Below are 14,448 nucleotides of genomic sequence, written 5' to 3' on the forward strand. Positions count from 1 at the left end.
AACCGGCCGAGGGGGAGGGGCGGCCCGGGGCCTGTCCGGCGGATCCGCCGGACAGGCCCCGGGCGCCCGGGCCGTCCACCGGCGTCAGCCCATGCTCTTCGCGCCGTCCAGGGCCTCGCGGATGATGTCGGCGTGGCCCGCGTGCTGGGCGCTCTCGGCGACGATGTGCATCAGCACCCGGCGGGCCGACCACTCGGTGTCGGCCTCGAACCAGGGGGCCTTCGGCAGCGGCTGGGTGGCGCCCAGATCGGGGAGGGTGGCGACCAGGTCGTCGGTGCGGCGGGCCACCTCGGCGTACTCGGCCAGGACGCCGGCCAGCGTCTCGCCGGGCAGCAGGCGGAACTCGTCCGCACGGCGGGCGAAGTCGGCCTCGGTGAAGCTGCTGAAATCGGGCATGGCGGACGGGCCTTCCACGATGAAGGCCACCCAGAACCGCTCGACCGCGCTCACGTGCTTGATCAGGCCGCCCAGGCACAGTGCGCTGGCGGTGGTCCGCAGGCCGGCCTGCTCGTCGGTGAGGTCGCGGGTGGTGAAGCGCAGGAAGTGCCGCTGCTTGGCCAGGGCCGCCAGCAGGTCGGCGCGCTCGCCGGTGGTGGTGCTGTTGTTCGGGGTCGCGGTGCTGGTCATGGTGGTGGCCTTCCGTTCGGTTCCTGCTCCTTCGGACAAGGTCCACGCTAAACGCGATAGCGGCCACTTTCTGGCCTGAATTCCGGGATGATCGGAGTCATGGCGAACACCAGCACCCGGACGCTGAGACTGCTCTCCCTGCTCCAGACCCACCGGTACTGGCCCGGCGAGGAACTGGCCGACCGGCTCGGGGTCTCGATCCGCACCCTGCGCCGCGACATCGACCGCCTGCGCGAACTCGGCTACCCCGTGGAGGCGCAGCGCGGCGTCGACGGCGGCTACCAGCTCGCCGCGGGCGCCGCCCTGCCCCCGCTGGTGATCGACGACGAGGAGGCGGTCGCCCTGGCCGTGGGCCTCCAGGCCGCGGCGGAGAGCCCGGTGGAGGGCATCGCCGAGGCCTCGGTGCGGGTGCTGGCCAAGGTGGTGCAGGTGATGCCCGCCCGGCTGCGGCACCGGGTCGAGGCGCTGCGCGCGGTGACCGTCCCCGTCGGCGGGGGCGCCACGGCCGGGCCGGGCGTCGATCCGGACCGGCTCACCGTGGTCGCGCTGGCCTGCCGGGACACCGAGCGGCTGCGCTTCTCCTACACCGCCGCCGACGGCCGGCACGCCGAACGGCAGGTCGAACCGCACCGGCTGGTGTGCCTGCACCGCCGCTGGTACCTGGTCGCCTACGACCTCGACCGGCAGGACTGGCGCACCTTCCGGCTCGACCGGCTGAGCGCGCCGCAGGGCGGCGGCGTCCGGTTCGGGCCCCGTTCGCTGCCCGCCGCCGACGCCGCCGAGTTCGTCCGGGCCGGTCTCAACGGCGTACCGCGCCCGTACCGGGTGGCGGCGCTGGTGAACGCCCCGGCCGCGACCGTCCGCGCACGGGTCGGCCGGTGGGGCACCGTCGAGGAGGTCGACGCCGGGCGCTGCCACCTGGAGATGACCGCCGACTCCCTGGACTGGCCGGCCATGGCGCTCGGCTCGCTGGGCGCGGACTTCCGCGTCCTCGGCCCGCCCGAACTGCTCGACCTCGTCGAGGAGTGGGGCGCGCGGTTCACCCGGGCCGCGCGGGGCGGTGTGGGGGAGTAGGGCACCGGGGCAGGACGTCGGGCGGGCCGACTTCTCGTGCGGGCGGTGCTGCGCGGTTGGTGCTGCGGGTGCGGTGGGGTGCTGCGCGTGCGGCGGGTCGGCCCCACAGCGCGAAACGGAGCACCCGGCATGACCGTCCGCAGCGAGCGGGACCAGCACGTCGTCACCCTGACCATCGACCGCGAGCACAAGCTCAACGCGCTCGACTACCCGACCATCGACGTGCTGCTCGCCGAACTCGACCGCGTCGACGCCGACGACACCGTCCGAGCGGTCGTGCTGACCGGCGCCGGGCAGCGGGCGTTCAGCGCGGGCGCCGACATCCCGTCGCTGGCCGGGAGCATCACGGGCGGGCCCGAGCGGGCGCTGCGCGAGGTCGTCCGGCGCGGCCACGCGCTGACCCGGCGGATCGAGGAGTTCCCGAAGCCGATCGTCGTCGCCGTCAACGGCCTCGCCTACGGGGGAGGGTGCGAGCTCACCGAGGCCGCCCCGCTGGCCGTCGCCGCCGAGCACGCGACCTTCGCCAAGCCGGAGATCTCGCTCGGCTTCCCGCCGCCGTTCGGCGGCTCCCAGCGGCTGCCGCGGCACGTCGGACGCAAGCGCGCCCTGGAGCTGATCCTGACCGGGGACCCGGTCCCGGCCGTCCGTGCCGCCGAGATCGGACTGGTCAACGCCGTCGTCCCGGCCGGCGAACTGCTCGACGCGGCACGGGGCCTGGTCGACCGGATCATCCGGCACGTGCCGACCGCAGTGTCCGCCTGCCTGCGGGCCGTCACCCGTGGCATCAACCTGCCGATCGACGAGGGCCTCGCCGTCGAGGCGGCCTGCTTCGCGGCCACCGTGCCGACGGCCGGGGAGTGGGAGAGGTGGGTGAGCATCATCGCGCCCAGTGCGAGACCGGCGGCTATAGGTGGGATGTTTCGTCTGTTGGGCAACCGTTGGACACTCCGTGGACGGACGGACGGACGGACGGACGGACGGGCGGATGGCTGGGGGTGGGGCGGTCAGAGCACCGGGGGCTGTATGAGCGTCGCCGGGAGGTAGCCGGAGGAGAGGCCGAGCTGCCAGCCGTGCGCCTGGACGGCGAGTGCGGCCAGGGCGATCGGGAGGACCGGGAGCAGGCTGCGCGGGGCCGCGTCCGGAGCGCTGCTCTCGCGGTGCTGGCCGAGGCGGGCGGCGAGGGCCCGCTCGAAGGTGCTCCGGTCGTCGTCGAGCAGGACGCGCAGCAGCTGCTGGTCCGGCGTGAGCGGACCGGCGGCGTCCAGCGCCCGGGCGGCCGTGGCGCGTTCCTCGGCGTCCGGCTTGCGCAGGGGCACGGGGCCGGGGGCGACCCAGGGTGAGACGGCGGTCGGTACGACGTGGAGGTAGGAGCAGAGCGCGTCCAGCTCGGCGAGGCTCGCCGGATCGGAGGTCGAGTCCAGGTCCGAGTGGGGCAGGCCCTTGCGGACCGAGGGCCCGTAGTCGTCCTTCAGCAGCGGGCCGAGCATGCGGTGGCGCTCCTGGATCAGGCCGCTGATCACGCACATCGCGAAGGCGTCGACCCAGGTGGCGGCCGTGGGGGCGAAGTCGATGGTGTCGCCGAAGCTGGTCTCTTCGCTGGTCAGCGTCTCGCCGATGAACGGGAAGGGGACCTCGAAGTCGCCGCGGGGGAAGCAGCCGAGGGACAGCACACCGAGGGAGCACTCGGCCGCGGTCTCCAGGATGACTCGGGCGGGGTAGCCGCTGAGCGGCCGGCCCTCCAGGGTGAGCGCGCCGATGTGGTCGAGGAGCTCCTCGCCCATCGTCCGGATCTCCTGGATGGCCAGGCGGCCGTAGTGGATCCGGTACCAGCTGGTGAGGGCCCGGTCCTCGATGCCCTCCAGGGCCTGGGTGATCCGCTGGGGTGCGACCTGGTGGCGCGTGACCTCGACGTCCACGATCCGATGCCGCCTTTCCTTGATCGTCTGTTGACGGAACGGCACGCTAGCACCGGCCACCGACAGTCGATCACCCGTACGGACGAGGGGCGGCGGCCCGGCCGCCGCCCCTCGTCCGGGCAGGTCAGAACGCCGAGTTGGCGCACCAGTGCGCGAGCATTTCCTCGTCCCCGCGCACGTCGAGGCGGGCGGAGGCCAGGTCGAGGCGGCCGTACAGGAGCAGCAGCAGATCGGCGGCGCTCGCGCGGACGGTCACGTCGGCCTCCGGGCCCGGGCCATCCGCGTCGAGCCCGAAGCGGTCGAGCCCGAAGCCGTCGGGCCGCAGGCGGATCAGCCAGTCGCCGTCCGCGGAGGTGGCGCTGCCGTCGGTGCGGGTGAAGCGGATGGTGCGGTCCTCGCCGCGCAGCTCGGCGATCCCCGGGGCGAAGAAAGCGGCGAAGGGCAGGTTGGTGAGGAATTCGGACACCCCGTCGGCGGCCAGCTCCGGGTCGAGTACCGGGGTGCGCCCGAGGGCGAGTTCCGCGTCGGCGCGGTGCACCAGGGTCTCGAACAGCATCCGCCGTACCCAGAAGCGGGCGTGCTGGTCGGCGCCCCAGGCCCACATCGGGGCGTCGAGGTCGGTTTCCGCGAACGTGGCGCCGGCCTCGGCCGCGGCCTCCGCCAGCCAGGCGGGGTAGCCGTCCGGCCCGGTGGGCAGCCGCAGGTCGACCTCGCGGCTGCGGGGCGGCTGCTGGATCCGCTGTCGGAGCAGGACGGTGAACCAGCGCTGCACGCTGCCGGTGTGGCGGGTGAGGTCGGTCAGTGTCCAGCCGGGGCAGGTGGGCACCGGGGTGGCCGGGTCGGCGTCCTGGAGGGCGGCGACGAGGCGGGCGGTCTCCGCGGCGACGGCGGCGCCGTGGTCGATGGTGGTCATGAGGATGCTCGCTCGGTGTCGGGGTGGCGGGGAGGGGAGAAACGATCGGACGAGGGGGAGCGGTCAGGCGAGGGGCTTGTCGACGACGGCCTTGGCGTGGCTGAAGGTGTCGAGGGAGTACTCGCCGTGGTAGCGGCCCATGCCGCTCTCGCCGACGCCGCCGAACGGCAGCTCGGGCATGGCGAGGTGGGAGACCGGCAGTCCGAAGGAGAGCGCGCCGGAGGAGGTCTCCTCGGTCAGCCGCTGCTTGGTGTGCGCGGACTCGGTGAAGGCGTAGAGGGCGAGCGGCTTGTCGCGCTCGTTGATGAAGGCGATCGCCGCGTCGAGGTCGGGCACGGAGACGACGGGGAGGATCGGGCCGAAGATCTCCGCCCGCATCACGGGGGCCTCGGGGGAGACGTCGGCGAGGACGGTCGGGGCGAGGTAGCGGTCGGCGCGGTCGTGGGTGCCGCCGGTGACGGTCCGACCGTCGCCGAGCAGCGCGGTGAGCCGGTCGAAGTGGCGCTCGTTGACGATCCGGCCGTACTCGCCGCCGGTCGCCGGGTCGTCGCCGTACAGCTCCCGGACGGCGTCGGCGAGGTGTGCCTCCAGCGCGGGCGCGCTCTCGCCGATGGCGAGGACGTAGTCGGGGGCGACGCAGGTCTGGCCGGCGTTGAGGAACTTGCCCCGGGCGATCCGCCGGGCGGTGACCGCGAGGTCGACGCCGGGTTCGACCACCACCGGGCTCTTGCCGCCGAGTTCCAGGGTGACCGGGGTGAGGTGCCGGGCGGCGGCTGCCATGACGATCCGGCCGACGGCGCCGTTGCCGGTGTAGAAGATGTGGTCGAAGCGCTGCTCCAGCAGCGCGGTGGTCTCCGGGACGGCGCCTTCGACGACCGCGACGGCCGCCGGGTCGAGGTAGCGCGGGAGCAGTCGGGCGAGCGCGGCGGAGGTCGCGGGGGCGAGCTCGCTGGGCTTGAGGACGGCCGCGTTCCCGGCGGCCAGTGCGCCGACCAGCGGGGACAGGGCGAGCTGGAACGGGTAGTTCCAGGGCGCGATGATCAGGACCACGCCGAGCGGGTCGCGCACCACGCGGGCCGCGGCGGGCTGGAAGAACTCGGGCACGGCGGCGGGCTTCGGCCGCAGCCACTGCTCCAGGTGGGTGACGGTGTGGTCGAGCTCGTTGAGCGTGAAGCCGATCTCGGTGCGGTAGGCCTCGGCGGTGCTCTTGCCGAGGTCCTCGTGCAGGGCCTGGAGGAACGCCTCGGACTGCTCGGTGAGCAGCGAGCGCAGTGCTGCCAGCTGGGCCTGGCGCCAGGCGAGCGGCTTGGTCCGGCCGGTGTCGAAGGCGGCGCGCAGGCGGGTGACCGTGGCGGCGGCGGTCTCCGGGGTGGCTTCGGAAGCGGCTTCCGGGGTGGCGGCGGGGGTGTGGTTCATGAGGGTCTCGCGGTCCTTCCAGCTGCCTTGAGGTCGTCGATGGTTTATGACCTCAAGCATTCTTGGACGGTAAACCTCAATGGTTGAGGGTGTCAAGCAATGTGCCTATGCTCGAACCGTGCACCAGAACCCCCACCCGGACCCACCGGCCACGCCGGGCGAGCTGATGGATCAGCTCGCCCGGGTGGCCGCGGCCTACTACCGCCACTTCGCCTCCGCCGCGGCCGGGCACGGGCTGACCCTGATGCAGGGCAAGACCCTCAGCCTGCTCACCCGGCCGCGCTCCATGCGCGCCCTCGCCGGTCTGCTGTCCTGTGACGCCTCCAACGTCACCGGCATCGTCGACCGGCTGGAGGGCCGCGACCTGGTCCGCCGCGAGCCCGACCCCGCCGACCGCCGGGTCAAGAGCATCGCCCTGACCGACCGGGGCGAGCAGACCGTCCGGCTGATCCGGGCCGACCTGATGTCCGGCCTGACCGCGCTGGAACAGCTCTCCGGCCAGGACCGGGCCGCCCTGGGCGCGCTGCTGGACCGGGCGTTCCCCGAGACGGCGACCCCGCCGGCCTGAGGCCGGGCCGCCGATCCGAGGCGGGGCCGGAGCCCGGTCAGAGCTTCTCGGCCTCGTGGACCTGGTGGAGGTGGACGAGGACGTCGTGGGCCCGTCCGAGAGCGACGGAGGGCAGCGGGTCCTTCGTGAACGTGGACCCGGCCTCGTAGACGGGGCGGGCGGTGTCCAGCCAGTCGCGGACCACGCGCGGGGCGGTGCGCAGGTCGACGTAGTAGTCCTGGCGGCGGACCTGGTCCAGGGTGTACTCGTTCATGCCGGGCGTGGCCGCGGGCACGGTGTTCTTCTCCCAGTCGGTGCCGAGGGCGGCGCCCATGGTGAGGAAGGAGCCCCGGTCGAAGGTGAACCCGATGTTCAGGTACTCCGGGCCGAAGGTGTCGCGCAGGATCGAGCCCTGCGTCTTGGGGTACATCTCGGGATCGCTGGCCAGGTAGCCGACGTGCCCGTTGTGGGCCGAGAGCAGCATCCGGTCGCCGGTGTGGCGCTGCCACCACGCGGTGTTGTCGGCCATGGCCTGGTCGCGGATGACCTCCGCGGCGTTCACCGAGGCCGGGTCGGTGAGTTCGAAGGTGGCGAAGGCGAAGGTCTGGGCGATGATGCGGGCGTGCTGCACGGCCCAGTCGTACTCCTCGCCGCCGTTGCCCCTGGCGGCGGTGACCAGGTCCAGGGCCTGCTGCGCCTTGGCGGCGTTCTCCTTCCGCTCGGCCACCGGCCGCTTCAGGTAGCCGACGGTGTCGTCGAGCGGGCGCAGGCCCGCGTACAGCCCGTCCACGCGCGCCAGGGCCGCGGGGTCGGCCTTGCGCAGGTAGGCGTCGACCCGGGCGAAGACCTCCTCGCCGAGCTTGGGGGCGCCGACGTCGTCGCCCATGAAGTGGACCGGGCGCTCCGGGTGCTGGCGGTTGTACTCGCGCATCCAGCTGATCAGGTCCACGAACTCCTGGCGCTCCCAAGGTGATTGGCCCAGCTCGTCCTTGACGATCTGCCGGGCGTCGCCCTTGCCGTCCTGGAGGAACTTGTCGATCTTCAGGCCCGCCGACCAGCTCATCTCCAGGGCGAAGGTGGTGAAGCCCTTCTCCTGGACCAGGTAGCGGAAGACCCGCTGCTTCATGGTGAAGAACTCGTGCGAGCCGTGCGTGGCCTCGCCGAGGCCCACCACCTTGGCGTCCCCGACCATCGCGCCGAGCGCCCGCAGGTCGCTGGTGCTGCCGCCGGGCTCGGTCGACCGCAGCGGGTGCGCGGACCGCTCCAACGCGCGGACCACCGTGCTCCGTTGGCCGTCCGCCGCAGGGGCGGCGGAGGCCACCGGGGCCAGCAGGGCGGTGCCGGCGGCTGCCACCGTCACCGCGATCAGTCCGCGTCGGCCGACCGTTCGCTTGTTCGCCGTGGTCACGATCTCTCCTCAGTTTCCTTGTCCCGAAAGCTCGGTGAGAAGATCATCGTTCGCGGCGGGGGTGCGGCGCGCTGGGGCCGACCGCCGGGTTCCTCGGGGGGATAACCCCCGACCTGCGTCGATGCGGGCTCCGCCGGGTGGGGCAGACAGGACACTGAGGGGGCCTCTGGCCAGGCTCCTATAAGGTCATGCTCCGCCCGGCCGGGGCCTTGGGAACGGGCCCCGGCAGCCGGACGGAACAACCGGAGGACAGCCCAGCAGGGCGTCAGTCAGTGGCAGAGCCACGACCACCGGAGACCCGGTTACCACTATCAGTGTCAGTGGCGTCCGTTAGGGTGCGGACCGGCGGCCCGGCCACGCGGGCCGGCGCGAGGTGAGGGGGCGTCATGACGGGCGGTACCGAAGGGGCGGGGGGCGAGGAGGGCATCCGGTGGCTCGCGGACGCCGGGTGCTCCGTCGACGGCGTCCTGTTCGCCCGGGGGATACCGCCGCAGGAGCTCGCCCGCCGGATGGGCGCCGATCCGGCCGCCGCGGCCGGGCCGCTCAGCGGCACCGAGGTGTGGGACCTCGACATCGAGGTGTTCCGCCCGAGCGACGACGGCGACGGCGTGATCCGGGTCGGCGAGTCCGGTGACTGGTCCTTCGCGGTCGAGTACGGCGACTCCACCGGCGGCGAACGGCTCACCGAGATAGCGCGCGACGGGGTCGAGGTGGTCCACTTCCGCCCGATGCCGGACCACCCGCCGGCACTGCTCGACTACGCCCGCGACGGCGCGGTGCTGTGCGGGTTCGGCCTCGCCGAGGAGCGCTGGCGCTGGGGCCGGGAGCCCGACCTGCTGGTCCCCGAGCTGGTCGCCGCGGGCGTCCTGGAGCCCGACGGGATCACCCGCGGCCCCGGGGGCGAGCCGCCCGCGGCCGTCCGCCGCCGCACCCTCGGCGTGGTCGGGCGGCGGTTCGGGCTGAGCCTGCCCCGGGCCGTCCTCGGCGAGCTGCGGCTGCCGGCGTACGCGGTGCGGGGCAGGCCGGGGATGGAGCCGCAGGGTAGTTGAGCCCTGCCGTCCCCGGGCCCGCCCCGGGCTGCGTGCCGGACGTCCCGGACGCGTGATCAGCCGGAGCGTGGCCCGGTCCGGCCGGCCCGGGCCTCCAGGTAGCGCCGCTCGGCGAGGCTGGCGGTGGCCTTCGCGGCGCGCCGGTAGTGCTCGTGGGCGCCGGCCGGGTCGCCGGCCTTCTCCAGCAGGTGCGCCCGGACGGACAGCAGCCGGTGGTGCCCGGCCATCCGCCCGTCACCGTCCAGGGCGGACAGCAGGGCCAGTCCGGCCGCCGGGCCGTCGGTCTCGGCGAGCGCGATCGCCCGGTTGAGGGTGACCATCGGATTGGGCGCGATCCGTTCCAGGATCAGGTAGAGGGCGTGCACCTGGGGCCAGTTGGTCTCCTCGGCGGTGGCCGCGTCGGCGTGCGTGGCCGCGATGGCGGCCTGCAACTGGTAGGGCCCCAGGGTCGGCCCGGCCAGCGCCGCCTCGACCAGTGCGACGCCCTCGTCGATCAGCGCCCGGTCCCAGGCCTTGCGGTCCTGCTCGTCCAGCGGCACCAGGTCGCCGGCCGGGGTGGTCCGCGCCTCCCGGCGCGCGTGGGTCAGCAGCATCAGTGCGAGCAGCCCGGTGACCTCGTCGTCCCCGGGCAGCTGCGCGTGCACCGTCCTGGTCAACCGGATCGCCTCGTGCGCGAGGTCGGGGCGGTGCAACTCCGGTCCGGAGGTGGCGGTGTAGCCCTCGTTGAAGATCAGGTAGAGCACGTGCAGCACGACCCGCAGCCGTTCCTCGCGCTCCGCGCCGTCCGGCAGGGCGAACGAGCTGCCGGCGGCCCTGATGCGCTGCTTGGCCCGGCTGATCCTGGCCGCCATGGTGGCCTCCGGCACCAGGAACGCGCGGGCGATCTCGGCGGTGGTCAGACCGCCGACCGCCCGCAGCGTCAGGGCGGTCCGGGAGGCCGCGGTGAGCGTCGGATGGCAGCACAGGAACAGCAGGACGAGCGTGTCGTCGGTGTCCGGCACCTCCGGCGGCACCACCTCGGTGGCCGTCGCCGACTCCCGTTCGCGGCGCGCGCGGTCGCGGCGCAGCTGGTCGATGAGCCGCCGGGCGGCGACGGTCACCAGCCAGCCGTGCGGATTGTCGGGCATGCCCTCGGACGGCCACTGCACGGTGGCGGCGAGGACGGCCTCCTGGACGGCGTCCTCGCACCCTTCGAACCGGCCATACCGGCGAACCAAGGTGCCGAGGACCTGCGGCGTGAGCGCACGCAGCAGGTCCTCGAAGTCCGGTGCTGTCATGCCTCCAAGTGTCCGTCGGCGAACATCACCTGCCGCACCTCGACCCCCAGGCCCTCGATCGCGGTGTCCGGGATCAGCGCCGCCAGCGCGATCGCCCGCTCCTTGTCCTCGCAGTCGATCAGGTAGAAGCCGCCCAGGTACTCCTTGGCCTCCAGGAACGGGCCGTCGGTCACCACCGGCTGGCCGTTGCGCACGGTCACCACGGCGGCCTGGGCCGGATCGGCCAGTGCCTGGGTGGTGATCAGCTCTCCGGACGCCTTCAGCGCCTCGATGAACTCGCCGTGGCCGTGGCCGATCGCCGCCTTCTCCTCGTCGGTCAGCGCGTCCATCACGGCCGGGTTGATGTGCAGGCTGATCAGGAACTTCATCTCGTGCTCCTCGTGCTCCTCGTGGTTCGCGGGCCCGGCTGGGCTCCTCGACCGGTGGTCGGAGCCGTCGCCGCGGTCTTGACGTCCTCCGCCGGACGTTCGGAGGAATCTTCGCGGCCGGATCGCCACCTCGCACCTCGCACATCTCCGCATGGCCCGCATCGGGAGGGCCGGGGGCCGGGAATCGTCCCGCCGTCACCCGGGAGTGTGATGGTCACGTCACCTCGGGCGCCGCTACTGTGGCCCGGTGGCGGAGCGTCACATGGAGCGGGTGGGCCGTCCCGGCCGGTCCCGTCGGGAAGGGCAGTCATGAAAAGCACTCGTCGTGTGTTCGGAGCGGTGCTCGCCGCCGCCGCCCTGGCCGCCTGCGCCCCGTCGACGTCGCCCGCTGCGGCCTCGATCGCCGCGCCGGCCGCCTCGGGGTCCGAGGGAGCCAGGGGAGCCGCGCCGGCCGCGGTGGCGAGCGGGAAGGCGGCCTGGACCGGCCAGTTCCGCGGTTACGGGACGGACCAGTGGAAGCACGCCTGGGGCGCGGTCGACCAGGGGACGTGGGGCGGTTCGGACCTGAGCGCGGTCGACGACGCGGCCGCTCCCGGGGGCGGCTCGGCGCTCCAGGTCACCTACGGTGCCGGGTCCTCCTCCAACCAGTGCACCGACTGCCCGAATCCCGGCGGCGGCCAGTTCTACACGGATCTGACCAGCCTGGGCCTGTCCGCCCTGGCCCAGGGCCAGACGCTGGACCTGAAGTACTCCCTCAAGTTCCCGGCCGGCCGGGACTGGGGCAAGGCGGGGAAGCTGCCCGGGCTGTACGGCGGCAAGATCGGCGAGGAGTCGGGCGGCAACCACGGCGCGGGCTGGTCGACGCGCTACATGTGGCGCGGCGCCAAGGGCGTGCCGGACAACGGCGAGGTCTACCTCTACACCCCGACCAACTCCGGCCCGACCGGCTACGGGGTGGACGAGGGGCTCGGTGACTGGCGGTTCCAGGCCGACGGCGCGTGGCACAGCGTCGAGCAGCTGGTCGACCGCGGCACCGGGGATGTCACCGTCTGGTACGACGGCCGCCAGGTCTACGCGGCGCGCGGGGTGGCCTCGGGCATCGGCAGGATCCCCTTCGGCGGCGTGTTCTTCTCCACCTTCTACGGTGGCCACGACACCAGCTGGGGCCCGGCGAGCACCCAGCGCGCCTACTTCGCGGACTTCTCGCTGTCCTCCGGCGTCCAGCACTGACCGTCAGCCGACCGTCACCGTCACGGTGAAGGCCCGCTGCCCGGGCGGGCAGGCCAGCGCCTCGCCGCAGGTGGTGCGGTGGGCGGAGAGACGGGCGGTGCCGGGGGCGGTGGCGAGGAAACCGGCGGTGACCCGGCCGCAGCCGCCGCCCGGCCGGCAGGAGGGGGCGGGGGTGGTCGCGGTGGCGGTCGGACGCAGCGTCCGCGGGCTGTCGCCGGCGGCCGGGGACCAGTAGGTGCTGTGCAGCTCCACCCGGATGACGGTGCCGGGTGCCACCGGCACGGTCGTGCCGTCGGCGTGCTCGTCGAGCACCAGGGTGGGCGGGCCCGGTGTGGCGGGGCCGGTGTTCGACGAGCAGCCGGCCGCCAGGGCGAGCAGGGCGGCCGCCGCGAGCGTTCGCACGGTCACGGCTCTCCTCCTTCGCGGGGTGCGAGGCGCGGGGCGCAGTGCCACCGGGCGCAGTGTCACCGGGGCGGGCCGTGGTGGCCCGCCCCGGCGGCGTCAGGGGCGTGGACGGGCGGTGGTCAGGAGACGGTCACGTCGTCGTAGTAGGTGTAGGTCGGGTCGCCCGGGTAGTTGTCGTCCACGTTGGTGAGGGTGAGCGTGTAGCTGTGGCCCGGGGTGACGGTGCCGGAGGCGGACTTCCAGCCGAGGCCGCTGGTGCAGGTCTTGGCGAGCACCGTGGTCGTGGTGTTGGTGGTGTTGTCCTTGAGGGTGGCGGTCGCCCAGTCGTAGGTGACGGTGTCCGGGCAGGTGACGTCGTACCAGAAGGCGACCTTGCTGCTGCCGGCCGGGGCGGTGAAGGTCTGGCCGGCCGTGGACGTGGTGGTGGGGCCGGTGGAGCCGAGCATCGCGCCGTAGCCGCCGGTGTGCTTGGCGGCGCTGGCGGCGGCGGCGCTGCCGGTGGAGGTCCAGCCGCTCAGGGTGCCGGTCTCGAAGCCGCCGTTGGTGAGGCCGCCGCCGCCCGCGGAGGTGACGGTCCAGCCGAAGGCGGCGGAGCCGGAGGCGCCGGTGGCGTCCTTGGCGGTGACCGTGACGCTCGCCGTGCCGGCGGTGGTCGGGGTGCCGCTGATCAGGCCGGAGGCGGAGATGGACAGGCCGGCCGGCAGGCCGCTCGCCGTGTAGGTGAGGGTCTGGCCGGAGGCGCTGTCGGTCGCCGCGATCTGGAGGCTGACGGCCTTGCCGGTGGTGCCGGCCTGGGCGCCAGGGTTGGTGACGGTGACGGTGTTGCCGGTCGTGCCGCCGACGATCGGGTGGGACATCTCGCAGCCGCCCGCACCGCTGTTGAAGTCGTTCGCCCAGGTCGACTGCATGGCGAAGCTGCCGGTGGTGAAGCCGACGTTCGCCGACGCGCCCTGGCCGCTGCTGACCCAGGCGCACTTGTCGCCGTTCTCGGCGCCGCTGCTGTCGGTCCAGCCGCCGGCCGGGTTCTGGTCGGTGATGGTCTCGGCGTACTCGTGGCCCTCGACGATGGTGACGCCGTCCAGGGTGCCGGCCGTCCCCGCGTTGACGAAGCCCTGGCCGCAGCCGGAGCCCGCGTCGGTCACGTACGGCAGGTTGGTGAAGGCCAGTTCGCCGTACGGGGAGGAGACGGCGCCGCCGGTGAGCGTGGTGTCGCCGGTGTAGTCGTGCCAGGCGCAGAAGTTGCCGGACGCGGTGTTGAAGCCGTCGGGGGTGGTGCCGGTGGGGGAGACGACGACGTACTGGTCGTTCCGGTTGGCCGCGGCCGTGGTGTTGCCGAAGTGGCCGGACGCCTTGACCGCCTCGGCGCCGATCTGGTTGCCGGTCGCGGCGGCGGGCGCCGCGGCGGAGGTGTCCACCCAGACGCCGGCGAGCGCGCCGCCGGTGGGGTAGGCGACGTGCGCGGAGCTGCCCGGGCAGGTCTGGGAGCCGGTGGCGACGCCCTCGCAGTACTGCGTCATGACGCCGGACCAGAGTTCGCTGCCCGCGCCGATGCCCTTGAACAGCTGCTGGAGGCGCGGGGCCATGCCCTTGGCGTCGCCGCTGAGCGTGGTGTTGCCGTTGGCGTCGGTGCCGGAGCTGCCCCACTGGGAGCCCCAGAACACCAGGTAGACGTGCTCCGGTCCGGTGGTCACGCCGATGCTCGGACTGCCCGCCCCGCCACCGTAGTTGAGGTTGTTGGCGGAGGTGGCGTTCGGTGCGGCCTGCTGGCCGCGGAGCGGGACGGCGCCGTGCCGGTACGGGTGGTTCGCCGACGCCGCGGGGTGCGCGGCGTCGTCGGGCTGCGCCTGGGCGGGTGCTGCGGTGAAGCCGGCCGCCGCGAGGGCGAGCGCGGCGACGCCGGTGAGCGCCGCCCGTCCGGCGTGACGGAACGTGGGGGTTCGGCCCATGTGAGGGTTGCCTCTCTCATGCCGACCGCCCGGGCACCGGTGGGTGACGGGTGGTCGCGAAGGACAGGGAGAGGCCGGAGGCGGTGGAACGCCTGGATGACCCGCCGCACAACGGATCACCGGGGGGAAACAGGCCCGCCTCGGCCGCCGAGAAGCAAAGCAGCCGCCGGAGAACTGGGTCAACGAGCCTGACGGTAAAGTGAGTTGCCTTGATTCCCGCGTAATGGAAAAGCCCCCAGATGGAGGGGGCGGCGGTTCGGATTATCCGAGCC

General features: G+C 73.6%; 14 protein-coding genes. 5 read left to right on the plus strand and 9 right to left on the minus strand.

Annotated features, from left to right (window positions below; all coding sequences use genetic code 11):
* Positions 1 to 84 precede the first annotated feature (84 nt).
* On the minus strand, positions 85 to 627 hold the full coding sequence (locus ACIOGZ_RS13385; RefSeq protein WP_363585817.1) for a DinB family protein: 543 nt from the start codon (positions 625 to 627) through the stop codon (positions 85 to 87).
* Between the two features lie 99 nt (positions 628 to 726).
* On the opposite strand from ACIOGZ_RS13385, the gene ACIOGZ_RS13390 reads away from it, so the two are divergent.
* Together ACIOGZ_RS13390 and ACIOGZ_RS13395 are read left to right on the plus strand one after the other, a co-directional pair.
* Complete coding sequence (locus tag ACIOGZ_RS13390) at positions 727 to 1,701, plus strand: YafY family protein (protein ID WP_363631725.1); 975 nt, start codon at positions 727 to 729, stop codon at positions 1,699 to 1,701.
* Between the two features lie 129 nt (positions 1,702 to 1,830).
* Entirely contained in the window at positions 1,831 to 2,745 is a 915-nt protein-coding gene (locus tag ACIOGZ_RS13395; RefSeq protein ID WP_400985961.1) for an enoyl-CoA hydratase-related protein, read from the plus strand.
* Here ACIOGZ_RS13395 and ACIOGZ_RS13400 read toward each other — a convergent pair.
* From ACIOGZ_RS13400 to ACIOGZ_RS13410, 3 genes are all read right to left on the minus strand, one after another.
* Complete coding sequence (locus ACIOGZ_RS13400) at positions 2,706 to 3,617, minus strand: immunity 49 family protein (protein ID WP_363631724.1); 912 nt, start codon at positions 3,615 to 3,617, stop codon at positions 2,706 to 2,708. The two genes, ACIOGZ_RS13395 and ACIOGZ_RS13400, sit on opposite strands and share 40 nt — an antisense overlap.
* Positions 3,618 to 3,741: 124 nt before the next feature.
* Positions 3,742 to 4,530 (minus strand): maleylpyruvate isomerase family mycothiol-dependent enzyme, encoded by a 789-nt coding sequence (locus ACIOGZ_RS13405; RefSeq protein ID WP_400985963.1) that lies wholly within the window; start codon positions 4,528 to 4,530, stop codon positions 3,742 to 3,744.
* Between the two features lie 63 nt (positions 4,531 to 4,593).
* Positions 4,594 to 5,946 (minus strand): aldehyde dehydrogenase family protein, encoded by a 1,353-nt coding sequence (locus tag ACIOGZ_RS13410; protein ID WP_400985965.1) that lies wholly within the window; start codon positions 5,944 to 5,946, stop codon positions 4,594 to 4,596.
* Between the two features lie 118 nt (positions 5,947 to 6,064).
* Here ACIOGZ_RS13410 and ACIOGZ_RS13415 point away from each other — a divergent pair, with 118 nt between their 5' ends.
* Positions 6,065 to 6,514 carry a MarR family transcriptional regulator gene (locus tag ACIOGZ_RS13415; protein WP_363585811.1) on the plus strand — a complete coding sequence of 150 codons (450 nt, stop codon included), beginning with the start codon at positions 6,065 to 6,067 and terminating at the stop codon, positions 6,512 to 6,514.
* A gap of 37 nt (positions 6,515 to 6,551) precedes the next feature.
* Here the strand turns inward: ACIOGZ_RS13415 and ACIOGZ_RS13420 are convergent, their stop codons facing one another.
* Complete coding sequence (locus ACIOGZ_RS13420) at positions 6,552 to 7,901, minus strand: erythromycin esterase family protein (RefSeq protein WP_363585810.1); 1,350 nt, start codon at positions 7,899 to 7,901, stop codon at positions 6,552 to 6,554.
* Between the two features lie 386 nt (positions 7,902 to 8,287).
* Between ACIOGZ_RS13420 and ACIOGZ_RS13425 the strand changes: the two genes are divergently transcribed.
* Positions 8,288 to 8,950 carry a DUF6461 domain-containing protein gene (locus tag ACIOGZ_RS13425; RefSeq protein ID WP_363585809.1) on the plus strand — a complete coding sequence of 221 codons (663 nt, stop codon included), beginning with the start codon at positions 8,288 to 8,290 and terminating at the stop codon, positions 8,948 to 8,950.
* A gap of 56 nt (positions 8,951 to 9,006) precedes the next feature.
* On the opposite strand, the gene ACIOGZ_RS13430 is transcribed toward ACIOGZ_RS13425, so the two are convergent.
* The gene (locus ACIOGZ_RS13430; protein ID WP_363585808.1) at positions 9,007 to 10,227 is read right to left on the minus strand and encodes a DUF6596 domain-containing protein; all 1,221 of its coding nucleotides are present in this window, start codon (positions 10,225 to 10,227) and stop codon (positions 9,007 to 9,009) included.
* On the minus strand, positions 10,224 to 10,595 hold the full coding sequence (locus ACIOGZ_RS13435; RefSeq protein ID WP_350883944.1) for a YciI family protein: 372 nt from the start codon (positions 10,593 to 10,595) through the stop codon (positions 10,224 to 10,226). Before ACIOGZ_RS13435 ends, ACIOGZ_RS13430 begins: the two co-directional genes overlap by 4 nt.
* Positions 10,596 to 10,904: 309 nt before the next feature.
* Here ACIOGZ_RS13435 and ACIOGZ_RS13440 point away from each other — a divergent pair, with 309 nt between their 5' ends.
* Complete coding sequence (locus tag ACIOGZ_RS13440; protein ID WP_400985967.1) at positions 10,905 to 11,825, plus strand: polysaccharide lyase; 921 nt, start codon at positions 10,905 to 10,907, stop codon at positions 11,823 to 11,825.
* A 3-nt stretch (positions 11,826 to 11,828) separates the two neighbouring features.
* Here ACIOGZ_RS13440 and ACIOGZ_RS13445 read toward each other — a convergent pair whose 3' ends face one another.
* Entirely contained in the window at positions 11,829 to 12,233 is a 405-nt protein-coding gene (locus tag ACIOGZ_RS13445; RefSeq protein ID WP_363585806.1) for a hypothetical protein, read from the minus strand.
* 116 nt (positions 12,234 to 12,349) lie between these two features.
* Positions 12,350 to 14,176: an Ig domain-containing protein gene (locus tag ACIOGZ_RS13450; protein WP_400985970.1), complete on the minus strand. Its 1,827-nt coding sequence runs from the start codon at positions 14,174 to 14,176 to the stop codon at positions 12,350 to 12,352.
* Positions 14,177 to 14,448 lie beyond the last annotated feature (272 nt).

The sequence above is a fragment of the Kitasatospora sp. NPDC088160 genome (genome assembly GCF_044741445.1).
Classification (GTDB): domain Bacteria; phylum Actinomycetota; class Actinomycetes; order Streptomycetales; family Streptomycetaceae; genus Kitasatospora.